The following is a 19,828-nucleotide window of genomic DNA, read 5'->3' on the forward strand; positions in this document are numbered from 1 at the left end:
CGAGACTCTCCGGAACGGAACGGCGCGAACGCGACGAGGGATGAAGATTACTGGCCCGAAGGGCCTCGTCGTCGCGCCGCGCCGGAAGCCGGTCGCGGCGGTCGGACGTCTCGTCGCGGTCGCAGGGCTCGTCGGCCTCGGAGAAGGGCGGCGTCGAGACGAGCCACTGCGGTCATCGCGTGTATGTACCGATCTCCGATATAAAACTGTTCCGCACCGCCCGGCGCGCGCAAGGTTTGCCGGACGGCCCGGAGATCGCCGGTCGCCCGGTCTACAGCGCCTCGCGGTACGCTTCGAGCGTCGTCTCGACGTCCTCCTCCGTGTGCGCGTAGGAGGTGAACTGACACTCGTACTGGTTCGCGGTGAGGAACACGCCTCGGTCTTTCATCTTCTGCCAGAACACCCGCTCCCAGCGGTCGGTCGCAGCGTCGGCCACGTCGGCGCCCGTCTTTGGGCACGAGTCGTACCGGGCGCAGTCCGGGTCCTGCCGACAGCCGCCCGCGCAACAGGCGTCGACGTCGTCCGGCGCCTCGCGGGTGAACACCGTCTTGAACATCGAGTCGGTGCCGACGACGGTGTACTCCGGCGCGCGCTCGGCGCAGATCTCGGCGATCCCCTCCCGGAGCTGCCGACCGAGGCGGTTGACGTGCTCGTACACGTCGTTTTCGGCCGCGTACTCCAGCCCGGCCTTCCCGGCGGCCATCGTCACCGGGTGCCCGGAGAAGGTGCCGGACTGGAACACCTCGCCAGCGGGCGTGAACCCCTCGATGATCTCCGCTTTCCCGCCGATCGCGCCGACCGGGAAGCCGCCGCCGATGATCTTCCCGAACGTCGTCACGTCGGGGGTGACGCCGAACTTCGACTGGGCGCAGCCGAGGCCGCCCACCCGGAACCCGGTGATCACCTCGTCGAAGATCAGTAGCGAGCCGTGGTCGTCACAGAGGTCCCGCAGCGTCTCGTGGTAGCCGTCGACGGGCATCACGATCCCCTTGTTGGCGAGTATCGGCTCGACGAGGACGGCCGCGATCTCGTCGCCGTGTTCCGCGAACACCTCCTTCGCCGCCTGCGGGTCGTTGAACGGGATCGGCAGGGTGTGCTCGGCGAACGCCTCCGGGATCCCCGCCGTCGACGGGTGCGCGTCGCCCGGCGACCCTTCCACGAGCGTCGACTCCTGCGCGCCGTGGTAGCCGCCCCGCATCACGACGATCTTGTCGCGGTCGGTGTGGCCGCGCGCCAGTCGGACCGCCGAGACGGTCGCCTCCGTGCCGGAGTTGACGAAGCGGATCGACTCGACGCTCGGGACGTGCCGCGCCACGAACTCGGCGTGTTCGACCTCGATCTCCGTGGGCGCGCCGTACATCGGTCCCTCCGCGACGTGCGACTGGACCGCCGCCTCCACCGGGTCGGGCAGGTCGTGGCCGTAAAGGAGGGGGCCGTACCCCATCACCCAGTCGACGTAGCGGTTCCCGTCGGCGTCGATCACTTGGCCGCCGTCGCCGCGCTCGACGAAGAACGGGTGCGGCATCGTCGCCCGGACCGAGGAGTTGACGCCGCCCGGCATGACCGACAGCGCGCGGTCGTACAACTCGCGCGAGCGCTCGTGGTTCATACCGACCGGTTGGGTCGGCGGGCTGAAAGTAGTTGCCGAACCGCCGTCACGCCCGCCCGAAAAAAGTCCGTCCGTCGATCCGTGCGCGGTGTCTGCCCGCCGGGAGCGTCGCTACACCGCCTCCGTTCCGGTCGCACCGGTGCGGACTTGGAGCGCGTCCTCCACCGGCATGATGAACACCTTGCCGTCGCCGGCCTCGCCGGTCTTCGCGGCGTCGGCGATGGCGTCCGCGACCTCGTCGGCCGGGATGTCGGCCACGACGACCTCGACTTTCACCTTCTGGTGGAGATCGACGGTGAACTCCTCGCCGCGCCACTGGCCCTTCTTCGCGGGCTGGCTGCCGCGACCGGAGACGTTCGTCACCGTCAGCGAGGGGGCGTTGATCTCCGCGAGCGCCTGCTTGATGTCTCCGAGCTTGTCGGGGCGGACGACCGCCGTGACCATCTTGATGTCCGTGCCGGCCGCCGCGCCGCCGTCGGCCCGGGGAGACTCCCCATCGGACTCGGTCGTGTCGATCACCGACGGGCCGCCGTCGGTCGCGACGCGGTCGCCGCCGAACTCGGGGTAGGTCTCGACGCCGTGTTCGGAGATGTCGAGGCCCTCCTGTTCGTGCTCGGCGGTGACGCGCGCCTCGCCGGCGAGCTTGAGCACGTACCAGACCGCACCGGTTGCGGTGATCGTCCAGCCGCCGATGATGACCACGCCGACGAGCTGAGCGACGAAGTGGGCGCCGATGCCCGCGCTGAGCTGACCCGGTGCGGCGACGAACGGGAAGAGGAGCGTCCCGAGAACGCCAGCACTCCCGTGAACCGGGAACACCGCGCAGACGTCGTCGATCTTCAGGTTGTCCGAGACGAACTCGAAGACGATCGGGAGCTGCGCGCCGGCGAGCCCGCCGACGACGACGGCGCCCCACCATGCCGTGGTGTCGGGGATTGCGGTGATGCCGACGAGCCCGGCGAGCAGGCCGTTGGCGACGTAGAGGGTGTCGACCTTCCCGGTCTTCGCCCAGACGACGAGCGCGGCGCCGATCCCGCCGGACGCCATCGCGATCGTCGTCCCCATCGCGACGAGGTTGAGCGTCAGCGTGTTGAACACGCCGCCGCTGACCACTGACGCCGTGCCGACGTTGAAGCCGTACCAGCCGAACGCGAGGACGAGCGTCCCCAGCACGGCGAACGTCAGCGAGTGACCGGGGATGACGTTCGTCGAGCCGTCCTTCCCGTAGCGGTCCATCCGCGGCCCGAGGATGGCCGCGGCCGTGAGGCCCGCGATGCCGCCCATGCCGTGGACGATCATGCCGCCGGCGAAGTCGTGGAACGCGGTGCCCGTCAGCTGTGCGACGAGCCCGTCACCGGAGGCCGACCACGTGAAGGCGATGACCATCGGGTAGATGACCGCGGCCAGGAGGAACGTGTAGGTGACGTACGCGCGGAGCTTCGCGCGACCCGCGACCGCCCCGGAGACGATCGTCGCTGCGGTCATCGCGAACACCGCGCCGTAGAGCCAGTTGACGTAGGGACCAACCACGCCCGACTTGACGGCGAGTTCGCCGCCGGAGTACAGCGATCCCGCGGCGGAGGCGATCCCCGACGACCCGTTCACGAGGCTCGTGAACGCCGTGCCGATGAGGAAGAACACCGCCACCCCGACGCTCCACGTCAGGAGGTTCTTCGTCAGCTGGTTGGCGACGTTCTTCGACCGCACCTGCCCGGCCTCCAGCATGGCGAAGCCGGCGTGCATGAAGAAGATGAGGAACGTCACGACGAGGATCCACGTCCCGTTCATCGCGGACGCGAACGTGCTCGGATCGATCGTGGCGAGGACGCCGCCCGTCACAATTCATCCACCTCTACTGAACGCTCGTCCGATTCAAACCGTGCTTCGCTCGTGTTCATGTGCTGAATCACGTTTCGATTCCCGGGAACGCCTATACATAAACGTTAGAGTTGAGTTTCACAAAAAACACGGTTGATAATACGGCGGTCGTCCGATATAAGGACGTGGCTATGGAATATAAGGACGTTTTTCTCGCGGTTCCGCCGCAATTGTTGCGCTCGAACTCGACGGTCGTTGTGTAGCTCAGCTATCTATTTCGGCGTGATCCGTCGCCGAGCGGCGCTCTCGGGGCGGGCGCGGTCCCCTCTGGCGAGTATTGCCGCGCCGCCGTCCCGCGCTTGGGCGCCGCACGGGCTCTCCGTCCCGAATTCGGGTCGTTCCGGCCTCGTCGGCAGAAGTAGACGTTTGTCAACCCGTCTCGCGGTTCCTCGACGGAATCGATATCTCGGCGGTGTCAGACTGCCCTCTCCGCTGACCGATGTCCCGGAAATACCGTTATTCCGGCTTCAGACCCTCGTTCTGGACGCGCATCACGGCCTCGCCGTCGGCGAGGTTCGGCGCGTCGACGAGGCGGACGATCCGCTTGTCGCCCTTCGACTTGCGGAGGTACATCCGGAACGTGGAGGCGTGTCCGAGGATGTTGCCGCCGATCGCCTGCGTCGGGTCGCCGAAGTACGAGTCGGGATTCGACGCGACCTGGTTCGTGACGAGGATGGCGGTGTTGAACAGGTCGCCGATCCGCATCAGGTCGTGGAGGTGTTTGTTGAGCTTCTGCTGGCGATCCGCAAGCTCGCCCCGACCGACGTACTCCGCGCGGAAGTGCGCGGTGAGCGAGTCGACGCAGACGATCCGGATCGGCCATTCCGTCTCCTCGTGTTCGCCGGCCAGCTCCTTCGCCTTCTCGGCGAGCAGGATCTGGTGGTTGGAGTTGAACGCCTTCGCGACGTGGATCTGGTCGAGGAACGCCTCGACGAGCTCTTCGAGCGCCTCCTCGTCCGAGGGCGTCCCCTCGATCTCGCGGCGCTCCATCTCGTCGGCGAGGATCTCGTCGTCGAGCCCGCGGACCATGTCGTCGATCCGCTCCGGTCGGAACGTGTCCTCGGAGTCGACGAAGATACAGCCGCCGTCGAGGCCGCCGTTCTCCGGCTCCAGCTGGACGTTGACCGCCATCTGGTGGGTGACCTGCGACTTCCCGGACCCGAACTCGCCGTACACCTCCGTGATCGACTGCGTCTCGATGCCGCCGCCGAGCAGGTCGTCCACCTCGTCGATCTGCCAGGAGAGCTTGCCGATCTCCTGGCGGCGCTCCAGCACGCTCGCGCCGGTCTCGAAGCCGCCGACGTCGGCGGCGTCGCGGGCGGCGTTGATGATGTCGGCGGCGGACGACTCGCCGATGTCGGCCGTGTTCGACATCTCGCCGGGGCTCGCGACGGCGATCGACTGGTAACTCTCGAATCCGTTGTCCACGAGCTTGTCCGCGGTTGCCGGGCCGACGCCGGGGAGGTCCTCGAGTTCGTCTTCAGGCATGTACACAGTGCTTGTTTGCCATCCCGTATAAAGACTGGTTTACACCCGAGTGAAAGTGAAGTTCGCCGAGCGTCACCGCTCGGTCGCGGTTCGCTATCTCTCGAAAGCGTTCGTCGGAGCGGCCCGCTCCGTCGCGCGGTGAAACTGGTCGAGGGGTCAGGGGCGACCCGGCGGTCGGGTCCTCAGAAGCCGACGCGGCGGACGTACCCGAGGTCGCGGATCTCCACGAGCAGGTCGCCCGACAGCTCGGCGTCGGTGATCACGTACAGCTTCGGGTCGTCGGTGAACTCGGGGTCCTCGCTCAGCACCTGCCGGATCGAGACGCCGCGGTCGGCCAGGATCCCCGTCACCTCGGCGACGATCCCGGCCTCGTCGGCGGCCGCGACCTCGATGGTGAGCACCGTCAGGTCGAGGACCGGGGCGAGGTCCATCAGGCTCGGGACCGACGAGATGTTGGTGAAGATGCGCTTCAGCTCGGGGTCGGCCAGGATCGCGTCGGTCGTCGAGTCCACGACGCGCCGGTCCACGTCGAGCTCGCGCGCGATGCCGGTGTAGGGGATCTCGATCCCGCCGGAGACGACCCGCCCCTCCTCGTTGACGGAGAAGCCGCGCTCCAAGAACAGCCGGATCACCGCCTGCTGGCTGGGTGACCCCTCGAACTTCTCGAGGATCTCGTCGAACATTCGTTGTCGGGAGTGGTCGCAGCCGGGCGTTAAAAAGGCGGGTGCGTCGCGGCCGGTCGCGTCGCGGTCGTCTGGCGACCCCGCCGGCCCGGACCACTTCCGCCCCGCCACCCGACCCCTTTTAGCCGACGCCGCCGAACTCCGCCCCGTGTCAGAGTCGCCGCACCTGCGGTTCTTCCCATACGAGGAGCCGTACCCGAACCAGCGCGAGGCGATGGACCGGGTCGCCAACGCGCTGGACCGCGGACAGGACGTGCTGTTCGAGGGGGCGCCCGGGACCGGGAAGACCCTCTCGGCGCTCGTGCCCGCGCTGGAACACGCGCGCGAGCACGACCGCACGGTCGTCATCACGACCAACGTCCACCAGCAGATGCGGCAGTTCGTCGAGGACGCCCGCGCGATCACGCGCGAAGAACCCATCCGCGCGGTCGTGTTCAAGGGGAAGTCGTCGATGTGCCACATCGACGTCGACTACCAGGAGTGTCAGACCCTCCGCGACACCACCCGCGAGATGGTCGAGACGGAGAGCGAGGTCCGCGAGCTGGAGTCGCGACAGCGCGAGCTGCTGGCCGAGAGCCGCGAGGGCGATACGGGCGCCGCCGAGGCCCGCGAGTCGGTCATGGACGAACTCGACGAGCTGGAGGCGGAGATGGAGGAGTACGACGCCGCGAACGTCTGCGAACACTACCGCAACAATCTCACCCGCGACACGGACGACTTCTTCGGGTGGCTCTTCGATGACGTCCGCACCCCCGACGACGTGTACGAGTACGCCGACGAGCGCGCGCTGTGCGGCTACGAGCTGCTGAAGAAGGGGATGGAGGGGGTCGACCTGGTCGTTTGTAACTACCACCACCTGCTCGACCCGAACATCCGCGAGCAGTTCTTCCGGTGGATCGACCGCGACCCGAGCGAGATAATCACCGTGTTCGACGAGGCGCACAACATCGAGGACGCCGCCCGCGACCACGCCACCCGAACGCTGACGGAGAACACGCTCGACGCCGCCTTAGACGAGGTGGCCGACAGCGACGACTCCCGCGCGGAGCCCGCCGAGAACGTCCTCCGCGCCTTCCGCGACGCCCTCGCCGAGACGTACGAGGACGCGCTCGGCTTCGGCGGCTCCGAGTCCGTGACGGAGAACTGGGAGGACATTGCGGTCGCCAACGACGACCGCCGCGACGACCTCACGCTCGCGTTCCTCCGCAACTACGAGGGGACGGGGATCGACGCGGAGACCGAGCTCGCCGTCCAGCTCGGCCAGGCGATAGACGAGGAGTACGAGCGCCGCTACCGGGACGGGGAGGCGACCACCCGGTCGGAGTCGCAGACGCTCGCGGCCGCCCGGTTCATCTCGACGTGGATGGACGAGGGCGCGGAGTTCGGCCAGTATCCCGTGCTCTCCGTCCGGCGCGACGGCGGCACCGACGAGGTGTACGGCCGGGCGGAGCTGTACACCTGTATCCCGCGGAGCGTCACGAGCGAGCTGTTCGACGAGGTGGCCGCCTCGGTCCTGATGAGCGCGACGCTGCGCCCGTTCGACGTGACCGAGGACGTGCTGGGGCTGGAAGACATCGCCTCGATGGCCTACGAGATGGGGTACCCCGAGGCGAACCGCCGGACGTTCGCCGCCGACGTGCCGCCGCTGTTCGCCGCCGACCGAAACGACCCGGAGACGCAGGAGGCCGTGTCGTCGCTGCTCCGCGACGCAATCCGCTTTACCCCGGGCAACACGCTCGCCTTCTTCCCGTCGTACGCCGAGGCCGAGCGCTACCACGAGCGGCTCGCTGGGGCGAGCGGGGGCGGAAGCGCCGCCGGCGGCGCCGCGGCGGACGCCGTCGACCTCGGTCCGATCCACCTCGACGGGCCGGGCGAGGACGAGGAGCGGCTCCGCAGCGAGTTCGTCGAGAGCGACGGCGCCGCGCTGTTCACCTCGCTGTGGGGGACGCTCGGCGAGGGCGTGAGCTTCGACGGCGACGACGCCCGGACGGTCGTCGTCGTGGGCGTCCCGTACCCGCACCTCTCGGACCGCACGGAGGCGGTCCAGGACGCCTACGACCGCGCGTTCGCGGACCGCGACCGCGCCCGCGACCCGGGGTGGACGTACGCGGTCGAGGTCCCGACGATCCGCAAGACGCGACAGGCGCTCGGCCGAGTGATCCGCGGCCCCGACGACTACGGCGTCCGGATCCTCGCGGACCGGCGCTACACGACTGCCGACATGGGGAAGTACTCGGTCCGGTCCGCGTTCCCGCCCGAGGAGCGCGAGGAGCTGCTCGACGTCGACCCCGCGAAGCTGAAGTTCGCGATGCTGAACTTCTATCAGGACCACGACGCGTACGACGGCCCGCCGCCGTCGCCGTGACGCGGGCGCGCGGTCTCGCTCCCGGGCGCTCGCCTCGACGTCACTTCCGGCCGTCCTATCCGGGCATCGACGCGAGCAGGATCGAGACCAGGATCAGGAGCCCGGCCAGCAGCGTCGTGACCACGGCGTGGATCAGCGTCATCGCGGCGACCGCCCGCCGCGGCTGCTCGTAGCTCCACCAGAACATCGTCCCGTCGACGAGGAGCGCCGCGAGGAGGATGAGCCCCCCGGGGAGTTCGAGCCCATTGCCGGCGACGCTGATCACCGCGGGCAGCGGGCCGATGTAGAGGGCCCGCCGCGGGTCGGCGTCGCCGAGGACGTTCCGGGCCGCGACGTGCGCGGTGAGACAGAGGAACAGCGCCAACAGGACGGTCGTCCCGAGCACGGAGACCGGCGTCACCGTCTGTAAGAGCATGGTCGCCATACGCGGCGACGGGTAAAAGTGATCGCGGAACGCGGTCGCGGTGTCGCCGCATCGCGGCCCCGTCTCGATCGCGGGCTCGCCGCGTCAGTCCAACAGCCCGAGGCCGTTCAGCTCCTCGACGATCACGTCGACGGCTGCCTCGGCGTCGGCGGGGCTCGTGCCGCCGGTGACGACCACTTTCCCGCTGCCGAAGAGCAGCGCGACGACCTCCGGCTCGTCGAGCCGGTAGACGAGCCCGGGGAACTGCTCCGGCTCGTACTCGATGTGTTCCAAGCCGAGCCCGATCGCGATCGCGTTCAGGTTCAGGCTCTCGCCGAGGTCGGCCGACGTGACGATGTTCTGGACGGTGACCTCCGGGTCCTCGATCGGGATCTGGAGCGCGCGGAGCTCCGCGAACACGATGTCGAGGCTCTCGTGGACCGCCTCGACCGAGTTCGCGCCCGTACAGACGATCTTCCCGGAGCGGAAGATCAGGGCGGCCGACTTCGGGTCCGTGGTGCGGTAGACGAGCCCGGGGAACTGCTCGGGGTCGTAGTCGGCGCCCTCGAGGTCCATCGCGACGCTCTGGAGATCGAGTTCCTGCCCGATCCCCGTGGAAGCGACGACGTTTTCGACGGTGATCGTCTCCTTCGGGTCGGCCCTCATTACTTCCATCCTCGCCCGAACGAGTTAAAAAGGTGGCTGGTCGGAACCGCCACGCTATTGTCGTCGCCGCGCGGAGCGGTCGGCGTGTACTGGCTCGAACTCGCCGGCGAGACCGACGCCTTCGCCGCCCGCGAAGCGGCGACCGCGGCGACCGGCGTCGACCTCCTCGCGCCGGGGATCGCTCGGACCGGCGGGGTCGACGGCGCGCACGCCCGGCGCCTCGCGTACACGCGCGCCGCCCACGATGCGGTCGCGCGGACGGACGCCGACGTCGACGCCGCGGTCGCCGCGCTCCGCGCCGCGCCGCTCGACCGCTCCGGAAGCGTGGCGGTCCGCGCCCGCGACGTCCGGGGAACGTCGGGAGTCTCCACCGAGGCGGTCGAGCGCGAACTCGGGAGCGTCCTCGTCGACCGCGGGTTCGACGTCGACCTCGACGACCCCGACCACGTCCTTCGCGCGCTCTTCGCCGCCGGCCCGCGCACCGAACACGACGCGGTGGCCGGCGCGGACGGCGGCGACGCGGACCTGTGCGCGCTCGGGTGGGTCGCCGCCGAGGCCGCCCGCGACTTCGCGCCGGACCCCACCGACCGCCCCTTCTTCCAGCCGGGGAGCATGGCCCCGGTCGACGCCCGCGCCTACGCCAACCTCGCGGGCGCCGCCCCCGGGCGGACCCTGCTCGATCCCATGTGCGGCACCGGCGGTCTCCCCCTCGAAGCGGGCCTCGTCGGCGCCGACGCGGTCGCCTGCGACGCGCAGGCGAAGATGGCCGACGGCGCGCGGCGGAACTTCCGCGCATACCTCGCCGCCGACGCCGACGCTCCCTCCCCCGACTGGCACGTCGCCCGCGGCGACGCGACCGCGCTCCCGCTTCCCGACGACGCCGTCGACGGGGTCGCGTTCGACGCCCCCTACGGCCGACAGTCGAAGATCGCGCGCCACGAGCTGGCCGACCTCGTCGCGGGCGCGCTTGCGGAGGCGGCCCGGGTCGCGCCGCGCGCGGTGCTGATCGCCGACCGCGACTGGCGCGGTCCCGCCCGCGACGCCGGGTGGACCGTCGACGCGGCGTTCGAGCGCCGGGTTCACCGGTCGCTGACGCGCCACGTGCTGGTGTTGCGCCGCGAGGCGGACGCGGGAGGCGAGGCGGACCCGGCGGATATCTCGCCCGACGCGGACGGAAGCTTGCCGGACCGAGAGTGAACGACCGATCGGCGGAATCGCTCTTATCCGACGCTGGCGCGACAAGTTTCAGTTCCGCCCCGACGCCGGGCAACGGTTAAGTGCGCGGCCTCTCGTGGTACTCGCATGACCGGGGACGGCGGGGACATGCTCTCGTGGGACGAGTCGGTGTTCCGCGACGAGTCGGTGTTCGAGATCGACCACGTCCCCGAGACGTTCCGCCACCGCGAGAGCCAACTGGAGAACCTCAAGTACGCGCTCCGCCCCGCGGTTCGCGGCTCCCGCCCGCTCAACACGATGGTTCGCGGACCGCCGGGAACAGGCAAGACCACCGCGGTCCAGAAGCTCTTCGGCGAGCTCGGCGCCCGGACCGAGGTGCGGACGGTCCGCGTCAACTGCCAGGTCGACTCCACGCGCTACGCGGTGTTCTCCCGGCTGTTCGAGGGGATCTTCGAGTACGAACCCCCGTCGTCGGGCATCTCGTTTAAGAAGTTGTTCGGCCAGATCACCGACCGCCTCGTCGAGGAGGACGAGGTGCTCGTCGTCGCCTTGGACGACGTGAACTACCTCTTCTACGAGAACGAGGCCTCCGACACGCTGTACTCGCTCCTCCGCGCCCACGAGGCGCACTCCGGCGCGAAGATCGGCGTCATCGTCGTCTCCTCGGACCTCGGGCTCGACGTGATCGACGACCTCGACACCCGTGTCCAGTCGGTCTTCCGGCCCGAGGAGGTGTACTTCCCCGTCTACGACGCGACCGAGATCTACGACATCCTCGCCGAGCGCGCCAAGCGCGGCTTCCACGAGGGCGTCATCGGTGACGCCGAACTGGAGCGGGTCGCCGACCTCACCGCCGAGAGCGGCGACCTCCGGGTCGGGATCGACCTCCTGCGCCGGGCCGGGCTCAACGCGGAGATGCGCGCCTCGAAGACCGTCTCGAAGGAGGACGTCGAGGACGCGTACGACAAGTCGAAGCACGTCCACCTCTCGCGGTCGCTGCGCGGGCTCTCCGACTCCGAGCGTGACCTCGTCCGCGTCCTCGCCGAGCACGACGGCGAGCGCGCCGGCGCGGTGTACGACGCGTTCAACGACGAGACGGGGCTCGGCTACACCCGCTACTCGGAGATCATCAACAAGCTCGATCAGCTCGGCGTGATCGACGCGGAGTACGCCGACGTCGACGGCCGCGGCCGCTCCCGCGAACTCTCCTTGGCCTACGACGCGGAGGCCGTCTTGGACCGGTTGGAGTAGGCGGCGACCTACCTCTCGTCGTCACCGCGCGCCGTCTCGTACCCAGTCGCCCACGCGAGGGCCCCGACGGCGAGGATCGCGACGGTCTCTCGGTCCGACCCGACGAGGGACTGCGCGACGACGGAGACGGCCCCGACCGAGACGGCGACGTACGCGCCTTCGGGGACCGCGAAGGGGAGTCGACCGCGCGACTGAAGCGCCGCGGTCACGAACATCGCACCGAGGAGCGTCAGGCCGAACAGCGGGAGGACAGCGGTTGCCGAGGACATACTTCCGACTGATCGCGTCGCGAGTAATACATTTCGGCGGTCGCGCGGTCGGAGCAAACCGCCGACGCCTTTTCAATAGCTCCGCCCGCACCTCGTCGCATGAAGACGAGCGGCGGGAGCGACGCGATGAAGCGGCGCGCCGGCGAGTCGGCGGCCGAGGCCGTCACCGACGGCGACGTGGTCGGACTGGGGACGGGGTCGACGGCGGCGCACGCGATCCGGCGGCTCGGGGACCGGGTCGACGCCGGCCTCGACGTCCGGGGCGTCCCGACCTCGTTCGCGAGCCGCGAACTCGCGGTCGGGGCGGGGATTCCCTGCCTCGACCTCTCCGAGGCGGTCGGTCTCGACGGCCCGGGTATCGACCTCGCCATCGACGGCGCGGACCAGGTGGCGACCGGCGTCGACGGGGGCGGCGCCCCCGACACCGGCGGGGCTCTGATAAAGGGCGGCGGCGCGGCCCACGCCCGCGAGAAGTTGGTCGACGCCGCGGCCGACCGCTTCCTCGTCGTCGCGGACCCCTCGAAGGAGTCGCCGCGGCTGGACCGGCCGGTCCCGGTCGAGGTGCTGCCATCGGGACGGACCGCCGTCGCCGCGGCCGTCCGGGAGGCCGACGGCGAGCCGACGCTGCGGCGCGCGGAGCGGAAGGACGGTCCGGTGGTGACTGACAACGGGAACCTCGTGCTCGACTGCGCGTTCGGCGAGATCGCCGACCCGGTCGCCCTGTCGGCGACGCTGGCCGAGGTTCCGGGCGTGGTCGAGCACGGGCTGTTCGTCGGGATGACCGACGAGATACATGTCGGAACCGAGCCCGGCGTCCGGATCGAGTCGGTCTGATATCCCCGGGCGACGCCCCGCAGCGCGGCCGCTCGGCGGGCGGCACGCAAATAAAATGGAACGGAAACGAGTTCCGTCTTAGAGGTCGCGCGGCTGGACCGTCTTCCGGTCGTTGGCCTCGGCGCGGCGCGCGGCGTCTTCGAGCAGCTCGTCCACTTCGTCGTCCAGCGCGTCGTAGAAGTCCGAAGCGACGTTCTTGTCGTCCAGGGCTTCCTTGACGGCCGCTTTGACAATGAGGTCTGCCATGCGATCGGGCCTACCCGGTGATGGTTAATAAGAGTTCCTGAATTCGACCGCGAGGGGCGCCGTGCGGCCCGTTCGCGGGAGGCCGCGAGTACAAGCGCGTATAAGTCTTGTGAGATTCTCGTCTCCGCGCCGCCGCGAGCACGACGCGAAACGCGGCCCGACCCCACTCCGAGCGCGGTCCGGACGGAGCGCGCGTCGTCGCGTGACGCTCGCGAACGCGCTTCGACCCCGGCTCGACCTCGCGCGCGGCGCGCCCGGCTCGAACCGACAGCTTCGACCGAGGCCGCCCCCGACGACGCCCCATGCGAGAGACGTTAGCGGCGCTGGAGGCGGGTGAGATCGGCATCGAGGAGGCGGAGTCGCGGCTCGCAGGCTACGCGACCACGGACGCGGGGCGCTTCGACGCCGCCCGCGAGCGACGCCGCGGGATCCCAGAGGCGATCCTCGCGGAGGGGAAGACACCTGCGGAGGTCGCCGCCCTGGCGACGACGGCGCTCGACACCACCGGCCGGGCGCTCGTGACGCGGGCGGACGAGGCGACGGCGGCCGCGGTGGCGTCGGCGGTCGGCGACGTGGGACCGGACGCGACGGTCGAGCGCGACGATCGGACCGGGACCGTCGTCGCGCACGCGGCCGACTTCGAACTCCCCTCGCTCGACGCCGCGGTCGCGGTCGTGGCCGCCGGCACCGCGGACGCGCCCGTCGCCGGCGAGGCCGCGGTCGTCGCCCGCGAGATCGGGGCGACCGTCGACCGGGTCGACGACGTCGGCGTCGCCAACCTCGACCGGATCGTGGACCAGGCCGACCGGGTCCGCGAGGCGGACGCCGTCGTGGTCGCGGCGGGTCGCGAGGGGGCGCTCCCGACGGTCGTCGCCGGCCTCGTCGACGCCCCCGTGATCGCGCTCCCCGTCTCGACCGGCTACGGCGTCGGCGGCGAGGGAGTGGCGGCTTTGGAGGGGGCGCTCCAGTCGTGCTCCGTGCTGACGACCGTCAACGTCGACGCCGGGTTCGTCGCCGGCGCGCAGGCCGGGCTGATCGCCCGCGCGGTCGACGCCGCGCGCGCCGAGTGAGCGGGGGGATCGAGCGAGGAGATCCGGCGACATCCGGACTCGCTTAACCGACCGTATACCGGCAGCCGACTGGGTCGAAAAAGGGTATTAGTTTGTCGAGCCCGTATGGTAGTTGCCGACGCACGTCGGCATCACATGCCACGCTGTGACCACTGCGGGTCGCACGTCTCGGACCGCTTCGCTCGCGTCTTCGCGGACGAACGCGGCGACCTGAACGCGTGCCCGAAGTGCTCCGCGAACGCGGGCATCGCAGAGGTGTCTCGCGAGCGGACTCGAACCGGGGACTGACCGGCGAAACGCCGATCGAAGGACGAGCGCACGGGGAGCGACTGCTCCGTTCGCCTGCCCCTCCGGGCACACCCGCACACACTTGCCGCTCGCGCTCGGACGGCCGACCGTGGCCGACCACCACGTGTACGTCATCGAGTGCGCCGACGGCACCCTCTACACCGGGTACACGACCGACGTCGAGCGGCGCGTCGCCGAACACGACGCCGGCGAGGGCGCGAAGTACACCCGCGGGCGGACCCCCGTCACCCTCCGCCACGTCGAGTCGTTCGACTCGAAGTCGGCGGCGATGTCGCGGGAGTACGCGGTCAAGTCGCTGTCGCGCGCCGAGAAGGAGCGGCTGATCGGCGAGGGCGACGACGCGGGGGACTGACCGCTTCGCCTCTCGCTCACTCCACGAGGCGCTCGATTTCCGTGACGAGGATGCCGGTCGCGCCGACCGACCGGAGATCCGAGATCGTCTCGAACACGTCGCGCTCGTCGACGACGGCGTGGACCGCCACCATCCCGTTGCCGTTCTCGTCGGCCTCGACGTCCATCACGGTCGGGCCGCCGAGCCCGGGGATCACGTCCTTCACTGCGTCGAGCCGCTCTTTCGGCGCGTTCATCATCAGGTAGCGACGGCCGTCCGCGGCGAGGACGGACTCGAAGGCGGTCACCACCTGCTCGACCTTCGCGTCGTCGACCACGTCGGGGCGCGCGAACAGCCGGACGGAGGAGTCGAGCACGTCGTCGATCACCGCCAGCCGGTTCACTTTCAGCGTCGTCCCCGTCGAGGTGATGTCGACGATGGCGTCCGCCATGTCGACGTGCGGGGTCAGCTCCGTCGCGCCCGTCACCGTGACCACGTCGGCGTCGACGCCCACGCGGTCGAGGTAGTCGCGGGTGACGTTCGGAAACTCGGTCGCGACCGTCCTGTCCGCTAGGTCCTCGACCGCCGACACCCCGCCGGCCTCGGGCGCGGCGAGGACGAGCCGACAGGAACCGTAGCCCAGATCGAGCAGGTCGACGAGGTCGCCCTCGGCCGCCGCGCTCGCGGCGTCGACGACGCCGCCGGACTCGGCCGCCTGATCGAGGCCGGTGACGCCGAGGTCGGCCGCGCCGTCGCGGACGTACTCGGGGATGTCGGCCGCCCGCGCGAACAGCACCGTCACGTCCTCGTCGACGGTGTCGGCGTACAGCTGGCGGTCGGCGGTCTCCTCGACGTGGAGCCCCGCGCGCTCCAACAGCGAGAGCGTCGGCTCGTGCAGGCGGCCCTTGTTGGGGACGGCGATGCGCATACGGGGAGCGTCGCGCGGACAGGGGGAAACGTTTTCGTCCGGAGGGGCGGGACTGGTGGCGACGCGAGACTGGTTATAAACAGATGCGGTGGCGCGTGCCGGTGAGCGGCCGTCAGGCCGCGAACCGCACGCGCGAGGGAGTCGGTCGCCGAGCGAAGCGACGGCGACCGACGAGGCTGGGGAGGTGTGAGGCGCGGTGCCGTGCGGGGTGGGACCCAAAGGGGTAGTCGCCGGCGGCGAAGCCGCCGGCTGCCCGTGGCGCGTAGCGCCACGCTGCCGCGAGGGCGCAGTAGGCGTTCAGGGGAGCGAAGCTCTCATGAGCCAATCAGAACGCGGAGCGTTCTGATGACGACGTAAGCACCGCAGGGAGCGAACGGAGTGAGCGACCGAGGAGCGCAACGAGCGTACTGCGCCCTCGCGGTTGGGGCTTTGGCGGTGTTCGTCGCCGATTCGTTACCAACCGCTTATATACGAGTCGCCGGTCGCGTCGAGTCTTCTTCCGACCACCCAGTACGCGACGGGGAGGCAGCCGGCGAACGCGACCGGCCAGACGGTCAGCTGGGATATCGGATCGGGCGGCGAGACGAGGCTCCCGACGACCAGCCCCGCGGGACCGGCGACGGCGACGATCGCGGTGGCCCGCTCCCACCGCGACGGCGGGTACTCGCGAGACCGTCCGCGGCGCCACCACAGCAGGTAGTAGAACAGCACAATTCCCGAGAGCGGTGCGAAGACGCCCCAGACGGCCGGATAGTCACTTCCGCGGGCGTGCGCGTCGAGGTTCACCCAGACGCCGGACGCGAGCCAGACGAACAGCACTAGGGCGGCGCCGAAGGCGACGGGGGGAGTGAGGAGGGACACGACCGGGTGTTCCGTCGGATCAGTAATCGGTTTTCCCCCGAGCGGAACCGTCCGCGCGGAACCGGTTTCGTCGCAGTCACCGACGTAGCCGCGCCGCTCAAGTGGCTCGCCGCCCAACGACGCGTATCGTGAGCGACGCCGACTCCCCCCTCTCGGAGGACCGCCCGACCGTCGACCGCCCGCTCCGCGTCGACGCCCCGTTCGAGCCCGCGGGCGACCAGCCCGAGGCGATCGAGCAACTTGTCGAGGGGTACGAGTCGGGCGCGACAAAGCAGACGCTGCTCGGCGTGACGGGGTCCGGGAAGACCAACACCGTCTCGTGGGTCGCCGAGGAGTTGGACCAGCCCACTCTCGTTCTCGCCCACAACAAGACGCTCGCGGCCCAGCTGTACGAGGAGTTCCGCGAGCTGTTCCCGGACAACGCCGTCGAGTACTTCGTCTCCTACTACGACTACTACCAGCCGGAGGCGTACGTCGAGCAGACGGACACGTTCATCGACAAGGAGATGTCGATAAACGAGGAGATCGACCGCCTGCGCCACTCCGCGACGCGCTCCCTGCTGACCCGCGACGACGTGATCGCCGTCGCGAGCGTCTCGGCCATCTACGGGCTAGGCGACCCGGGAAACTACCGCGACATGGCGCTCCGCCTGGAGGTCGGCGAGGAGGTCGGCCGCGAGGAGCTGCTCACCCGGCTCGTCGACCTGAACTACGAGCGCAACGACGTGGACTTCACGCAGGGGACGTTCCGCGTCCGGGGCGACACCGTCGAGATATACCCGATGTACGGGCGCTACGCGGTGCGCGTCGAGCTGTGGGGCGAGGAGATCGACCGGATGATCAAGGTGGACCCGATGCACGGCGAGGTCGTCTCCGAGGAGCCCGCGGTGATGCTCCACCCGGCGGAGCACTACTCGATCCCGGACGACAAGCTGGAGCAGGCGATCGCGGAGATCGAGGACCTGATGGAGAAGCGGGTGAGCTACTTCGAGCGGCAGGGCGACCTCGTGGCCGCCCAGCGCATCGAGGAGCGGACCACCTTCGACATCGAGATGCTGCGGGAGGCGGGCTACTGCTCCGGGATCGAGAACTACTCGGTCCACATGGACGACCGCGAGTCCGGCGACGCCCCCTACACCCTGCTGGACTACTTCCCCGACAACTTCCTCACCGTCGTCGACGAGTCCCACCAGACGATCCCGCAGATCAAAGGGCAGTACGAGGGCGACAAGTCGCGGAAGGACTCGCTCGTCGAGAACGGGTTCCGGCTCCCGACCGCCTACGACAACCGCCCCCTGACGTTCGAGGAGTTCGAGGAGAAGACGGACCGCACCCTCTACGTCTCCGCGACGCCGGGCGACTACGAGCGCGAGACCTCCGACCGGATCGTCGAGCAGATCGTCCGGCCGACCCACCTCGTCGATCCGAAGGTGGAGGTGACGGGGGCCACCGGGCAGGTCGACGACCTCCTCGAGCGCGTCGACGACCGGATCGAGCGCGACGAGCGCGTCCTCGTCACCACGCTCACCAAGCGGATGGCCGAGGATCTCACGGAGTACCTCGAGGAAGCGGGCGTCGACGTGGCGTACATGCACGACGAGACCGACACCCTCGAACGCCACGAGATCATCCGCGACCTCCGCCTGGGCAACATCGACGTGCTCGTCGGGATCAACCTGCTCCGCGAGGGGCTCGACATCCCGGAGGTGAGCCTCGTCGCCATCCTCGACGCCGACCAAGAGGGGTTCCTCCGCTCCACCACGACGCTCGTCCAGACCATGGGGCGGGCCGCGCGCAACGTCAACGGCGAGGTCGTCCTCTACGCCGACGAGGTGACCGACTCGATGGAGGCGGCGATCGAGGAGACCCAGCGCCGGCGCGAGATCCAACTGGAGTACAACGCCGAGCACGGCTACGAGGCGACCACCATCGACAAGCCGGTCAGCGAGACGAACCTCCCCGGCTCGAAGACGGACACCTCGTCGGTCAGCGTCGGCGACGTGGAGAGCGAAGCCGAGGCGAAAGCCCAGATCGAGGCCCTCGAGGACCGCATGGACGGGGCCGCGAGCAACCTCGAGTTCGAGCTGGCGGCCGACATCCGCGACCGGATCGCGGAGCTGCGCCGCGCGTTCGAGATCGACGGCGGCGACGAGGGCGTGCCCGCGCCGATGATCGACGAGTAGCGCCCGATTCTCAGCCCGCGTCACCGTGGCGGCGGGGTTTTTACGTCGCTGTGCCACACTCTCGCCCGTGTACCGTCGTGCTGTCGTCTCCGGAGCGCTCGCGGTCGCCACCACCGGGTGCGTCGACCGCCTCCACGACGTGGCCGCCTCGACGCCGCGCGACCTCGGCGTGCGGAGCCGGTACGTCGACGGCAACCCGATGGTCGACGCGCGCAGCGTCCTCGCGCGCCCGGAGGAGCTACCGACTCACGCCGCTTCCTTCCGGTCCGCCGCCGCGGCCCGCGGCGCGCTCAAACCCGACGCGACCGAGTCCCGCGCGTTCGTCGAGCGCACCGACTTCGTCGACGACGGGGGCGACGCGATCTTAGTGATCGCCCAGCGGCTCACCGCGCCCGAGGTCCGCCTCCGGCTCGGCGGGATCAGCCGCACCGGCGACCACTCGCTTCGGATCGCCGTCGACCAAGGCGGCGTCCGCGGCGAGATCGACGCCGACGAGCCGGTCGTCAAGACGCTCCTGTTGCGCCTCGCGGACGAGCGCGGCCCCCCGGAGCGCGTGATCGTCGCCATCGGCGACGAGCGCGCCGGCATCACGGTGTGACGGTCGGGCCCCCCTCCGTCGCGATCCCGGCCCGGTCCCGCGATTGTTTTGTGGCCGGGACGCTTCCGGTCACGCATGTCACTCCGCAGTCGACTCCTCGGTTCGGCCCTCCTCGTCGTCGGCGTCGCCGCGATCGGTCTCGCGGGAACGGTCGCGCCGGCGTTCGTCCCCTCCTCGTCCGCGGCCGACGGAATCGCACTGACCGCACCCGCTCCTCTCTCGTCGCTCGCCGCCCCCGCGCTCCTCGCGGCCGGGTCGGTCCTGCTCGTCGGCGGCGCGGCCGCCGCGACCGGGGGCGACGGCTCCGGCCGCGCGGCGCTGGTCGCGCCCGCGTTCGGCGCCGTCGCCGCGCTCGCGTTCGGCGTCGGCCTCGTCGCGGCGCCCGGATCGGCCCCCGCGACGGCGACGAACCCGGCGGCACACGCCGCCCTCACAGCCGGTCCGCCCGCGCGGATCGCCGCCGGTGCGGCCGTCGGCGGCGCCGTGGCGCCGGTGGTCCGCGCGACGACAACCGAAGACACCGTCGCCCTCCTCGCCGGCTCCGTCCTGCTGCTCGCGGCGCTCGCGGCGGGGGCGTCCGACCCCCTCTCGTTGGTCACGGGAGGAGTCGGCGGCGCGGTCGCAGTCGCCCTCCTCTGGGCGGTCGACCCGGACCGCTGGCGGCCCTGACCCGGCTCACG

Annotated in this window: 20 protein-coding genes; 10 read left to right on the forward strand and 10 right to left on the reverse strand. The window is 70.2% G+C overall.

All coding sequences use genetic code 11. The features are described from left to right. Positions 1–271 precede the first annotated feature (271 nt). From EXE47_RS13020 to EXE47_RS13035, 4 genes are all read right to left on the reverse strand, one after another. A complete protein-coding gene (locus EXE47_RS13020; RefSeq protein ID WP_089308481.1) occupies positions 272–1,609 on the reverse strand; it encodes a glutamate-1-semialdehyde 2,1-aminomutase in 1,338 nt (445 codons plus the stop codon). 111 nt (positions 1,610–1,720) lie between these two features. Beyond that, positions 1,721–3,448, reverse strand: a complete 1,728-nt coding sequence (locus tag EXE47_RS13025) for an ammonium transporter (protein ID WP_199237898.1) — start codon at positions 3,446–3,448, stop codon at positions 1,721–1,723. 495 nt (positions 3,449–3,943) lie between these two features. Further along, entirely contained in the window at positions 3,944–4,975 is a 1,032-nt protein-coding gene (radA, locus tag EXE47_RS13030; RefSeq protein ID WP_049932122.1) for a DNA repair and recombination protein RadA, read from the reverse strand. Between the two features lie 182 nt (positions 4,976–5,157). Next, on the reverse strand, positions 5,158–5,658 hold the full coding sequence (locus tag EXE47_RS13035; RefSeq protein ID WP_089308480.1) for an ACT domain-containing protein: 501 nt from the start codon (positions 5,656–5,658) through the stop codon (positions 5,158–5,160). A 148-nt stretch (positions 5,659–5,806) separates the two neighbouring features. On the opposite strand from EXE47_RS13035, the gene EXE47_RS13040 reads away from it, so the two are divergent. Beyond that, positions 5,807–8,023, forward strand: a complete 2,217-nt coding sequence (locus EXE47_RS13040; RefSeq protein WP_137708403.1) for an ATP-dependent DNA helicase — start codon at positions 5,807–5,809, stop codon at positions 8,021–8,023. A 55-nt stretch (positions 8,024–8,078) separates the two neighbouring features. Here the strand turns inward: EXE47_RS13040 and EXE47_RS13045 are convergent, their stop codons facing one another. Together EXE47_RS13045 and EXE47_RS13050 are read right to left on the reverse strand one after the other, a co-directional pair. Then, entirely contained in the window at positions 8,079–8,438 is a 360-nt protein-coding gene (locus EXE47_RS13045) for a hypothetical protein (protein ID WP_049932127.1), read from the reverse strand. Positions 8,439–8,531: 93 nt separating this feature from the next. Continuing rightward, positions 8,532–9,092 carry a TATA-box-binding protein gene (locus EXE47_RS13050; protein ID WP_049932128.1) on the reverse strand — a complete coding sequence of 187 codons (561 nt, stop codon included), beginning with the start codon at positions 9,090–9,092 and terminating at the stop codon, positions 8,532–8,534. Between the two features lie 84 nt (positions 9,093–9,176). Here EXE47_RS13050 and EXE47_RS13055 point away from each other — a divergent pair, with 84 nt between their 5' ends. Both EXE47_RS13055 and EXE47_RS13060 read left to right on the forward strand, forming a co-directional pair. Then, positions 9,177–10,289 (forward strand): RNA methyltransferase, encoded by a 1,113-nt coding sequence (locus EXE47_RS13055; protein ID WP_049932156.1) that lies wholly within the window; start codon positions 9,177–9,179, stop codon positions 10,287–10,289. Between the two features lie 105 nt (positions 10,290–10,394). Next, positions 10,395–11,519: an ORC1-type DNA replication protein gene (locus EXE47_RS13060; RefSeq protein ID WP_049932129.1), complete on the forward strand. Its 1,125-nt coding sequence runs from the start codon at positions 10,395–10,397 to the stop codon at positions 11,517–11,519. Positions 11,520–11,527: 8 nt separating this feature from the next. On the opposite strand, the gene EXE47_RS13065 is transcribed toward EXE47_RS13060, so the two are convergent. Beyond that, positions 11,528–11,788, reverse strand: coding sequence for a hypothetical protein (locus EXE47_RS13065; protein WP_049932131.1), 261 nt, complete (start codon positions 11,786–11,788; stop codon positions 11,528–11,530). 99 nt (positions 11,789–11,887) lie between these two features. Between EXE47_RS13065 and rpiA the strand changes: the two genes are divergently transcribed. After that, positions 11,888–12,622, forward strand: a complete 735-nt coding sequence (rpiA, locus tag EXE47_RS13070) for a ribose-5-phosphate isomerase RpiA (RefSeq protein WP_049932132.1) — start codon at positions 11,888–11,890, stop codon at positions 12,620–12,622. 78 nt (positions 12,623–12,700) lie between these two features. On the opposite strand, the gene EXE47_RS13075 is transcribed toward rpiA, so the two are convergent. Beyond that, positions 12,701–12,868, reverse strand: a complete 168-nt coding sequence (locus EXE47_RS13075) for a DUF1931 family protein (protein WP_004047560.1) — start codon at positions 12,866–12,868, stop codon at positions 12,701–12,703. A gap of 302 nt (positions 12,869–13,170) precedes the next feature. On the opposite strand from EXE47_RS13075, the gene larB reads away from it, so the two are divergent. The 3 genes from larB (at position 13,171) to EXE47_RS13085 (ending at position 14,599) form a co-directional block, all read left to right on the forward strand. Next, on the forward strand, positions 13,171–13,938 hold the full coding sequence (gene larB / locus EXE47_RS13080; protein WP_094494219.1) for a nickel pincer cofactor biosynthesis protein LarB: 768 nt from the start codon (positions 13,171–13,173) through the stop codon (positions 13,936–13,938). Between the two features lie 135 nt (positions 13,939–14,073). Further along, on the forward strand, positions 14,074–14,226 hold the full coding sequence (locus EXE47_RS18755) for a hypothetical protein (RefSeq protein WP_008440770.1): 153 nt from the start codon (positions 14,074–14,076) through the stop codon (positions 14,224–14,226). Positions 14,227–14,335: 109 nt separating this feature from the next. Continuing rightward, complete coding sequence (locus EXE47_RS13085) at positions 14,336–14,599, forward strand: GIY-YIG nuclease family protein (RefSeq protein ID WP_049932157.1); 264 nt, start codon at positions 14,336–14,338, stop codon at positions 14,597–14,599. A 16-nt stretch (positions 14,600–14,615) separates the two neighbouring features. Here EXE47_RS13085 and hisG read toward each other — a convergent pair whose 3' ends face one another. Together hisG and EXE47_RS13095 are read right to left on the reverse strand one after the other, a co-directional pair. Continuing rightward, on the reverse strand, positions 14,616–15,506 hold the full coding sequence (gene hisG, locus EXE47_RS13090) for an ATP phosphoribosyltransferase (RefSeq protein WP_049932135.1): 891 nt from the start codon (positions 15,504–15,506) through the stop codon (positions 14,616–14,618). 453 nt (positions 15,507–15,959) lie between these two features. Next, positions 15,960–16,367 carry a hypothetical protein gene (locus EXE47_RS13095; protein ID WP_049932136.1) on the reverse strand — a complete coding sequence of 136 codons (408 nt, stop codon included), beginning with the start codon at positions 16,365–16,367 and terminating at the stop codon, positions 15,960–15,962. A gap of 128 nt (positions 16,368–16,495) precedes the next feature. Between EXE47_RS13095 and uvrB the strand changes: the two genes are divergently transcribed. From uvrB to EXE47_RS13110, 3 genes are all read left to right on the forward strand, one after another. Continuing rightward, complete coding sequence (uvrB, locus tag EXE47_RS13100) at positions 16,496–18,550, forward strand: excinuclease ABC subunit UvrB (protein ID WP_137708404.1); 2,055 nt, start codon at positions 16,496–16,498, stop codon at positions 18,548–18,550. 67 nt (positions 18,551–18,617) lie between these two features. Then, complete coding sequence (locus tag EXE47_RS13105) at positions 18,618–19,148, forward strand: hypothetical protein (RefSeq protein ID WP_049932140.1); 531 nt, start codon at positions 18,618–18,620, stop codon at positions 19,146–19,148. A 75-nt stretch (positions 19,149–19,223) separates the two neighbouring features. Beyond that, complete coding sequence (locus tag EXE47_RS13110; protein WP_137708405.1) at positions 19,224–19,817, forward strand: hypothetical protein; 594 nt, start codon at positions 19,224–19,226, stop codon at positions 19,815–19,817. Positions 19,818–19,828: the final 11 nt, after the last annotated feature.

Origin of the sequence: Halorubrum sp. GN12_10-3_MGM (genome assembly GCF_005435235.1) — an archaeon.
GTDB classification, from domain to species: domain Archaea; phylum Halobacteriota; class Halobacteria; order Halobacteriales; family Haloferacaceae; genus Halorubrum; species Halorubrum ezzemoulense.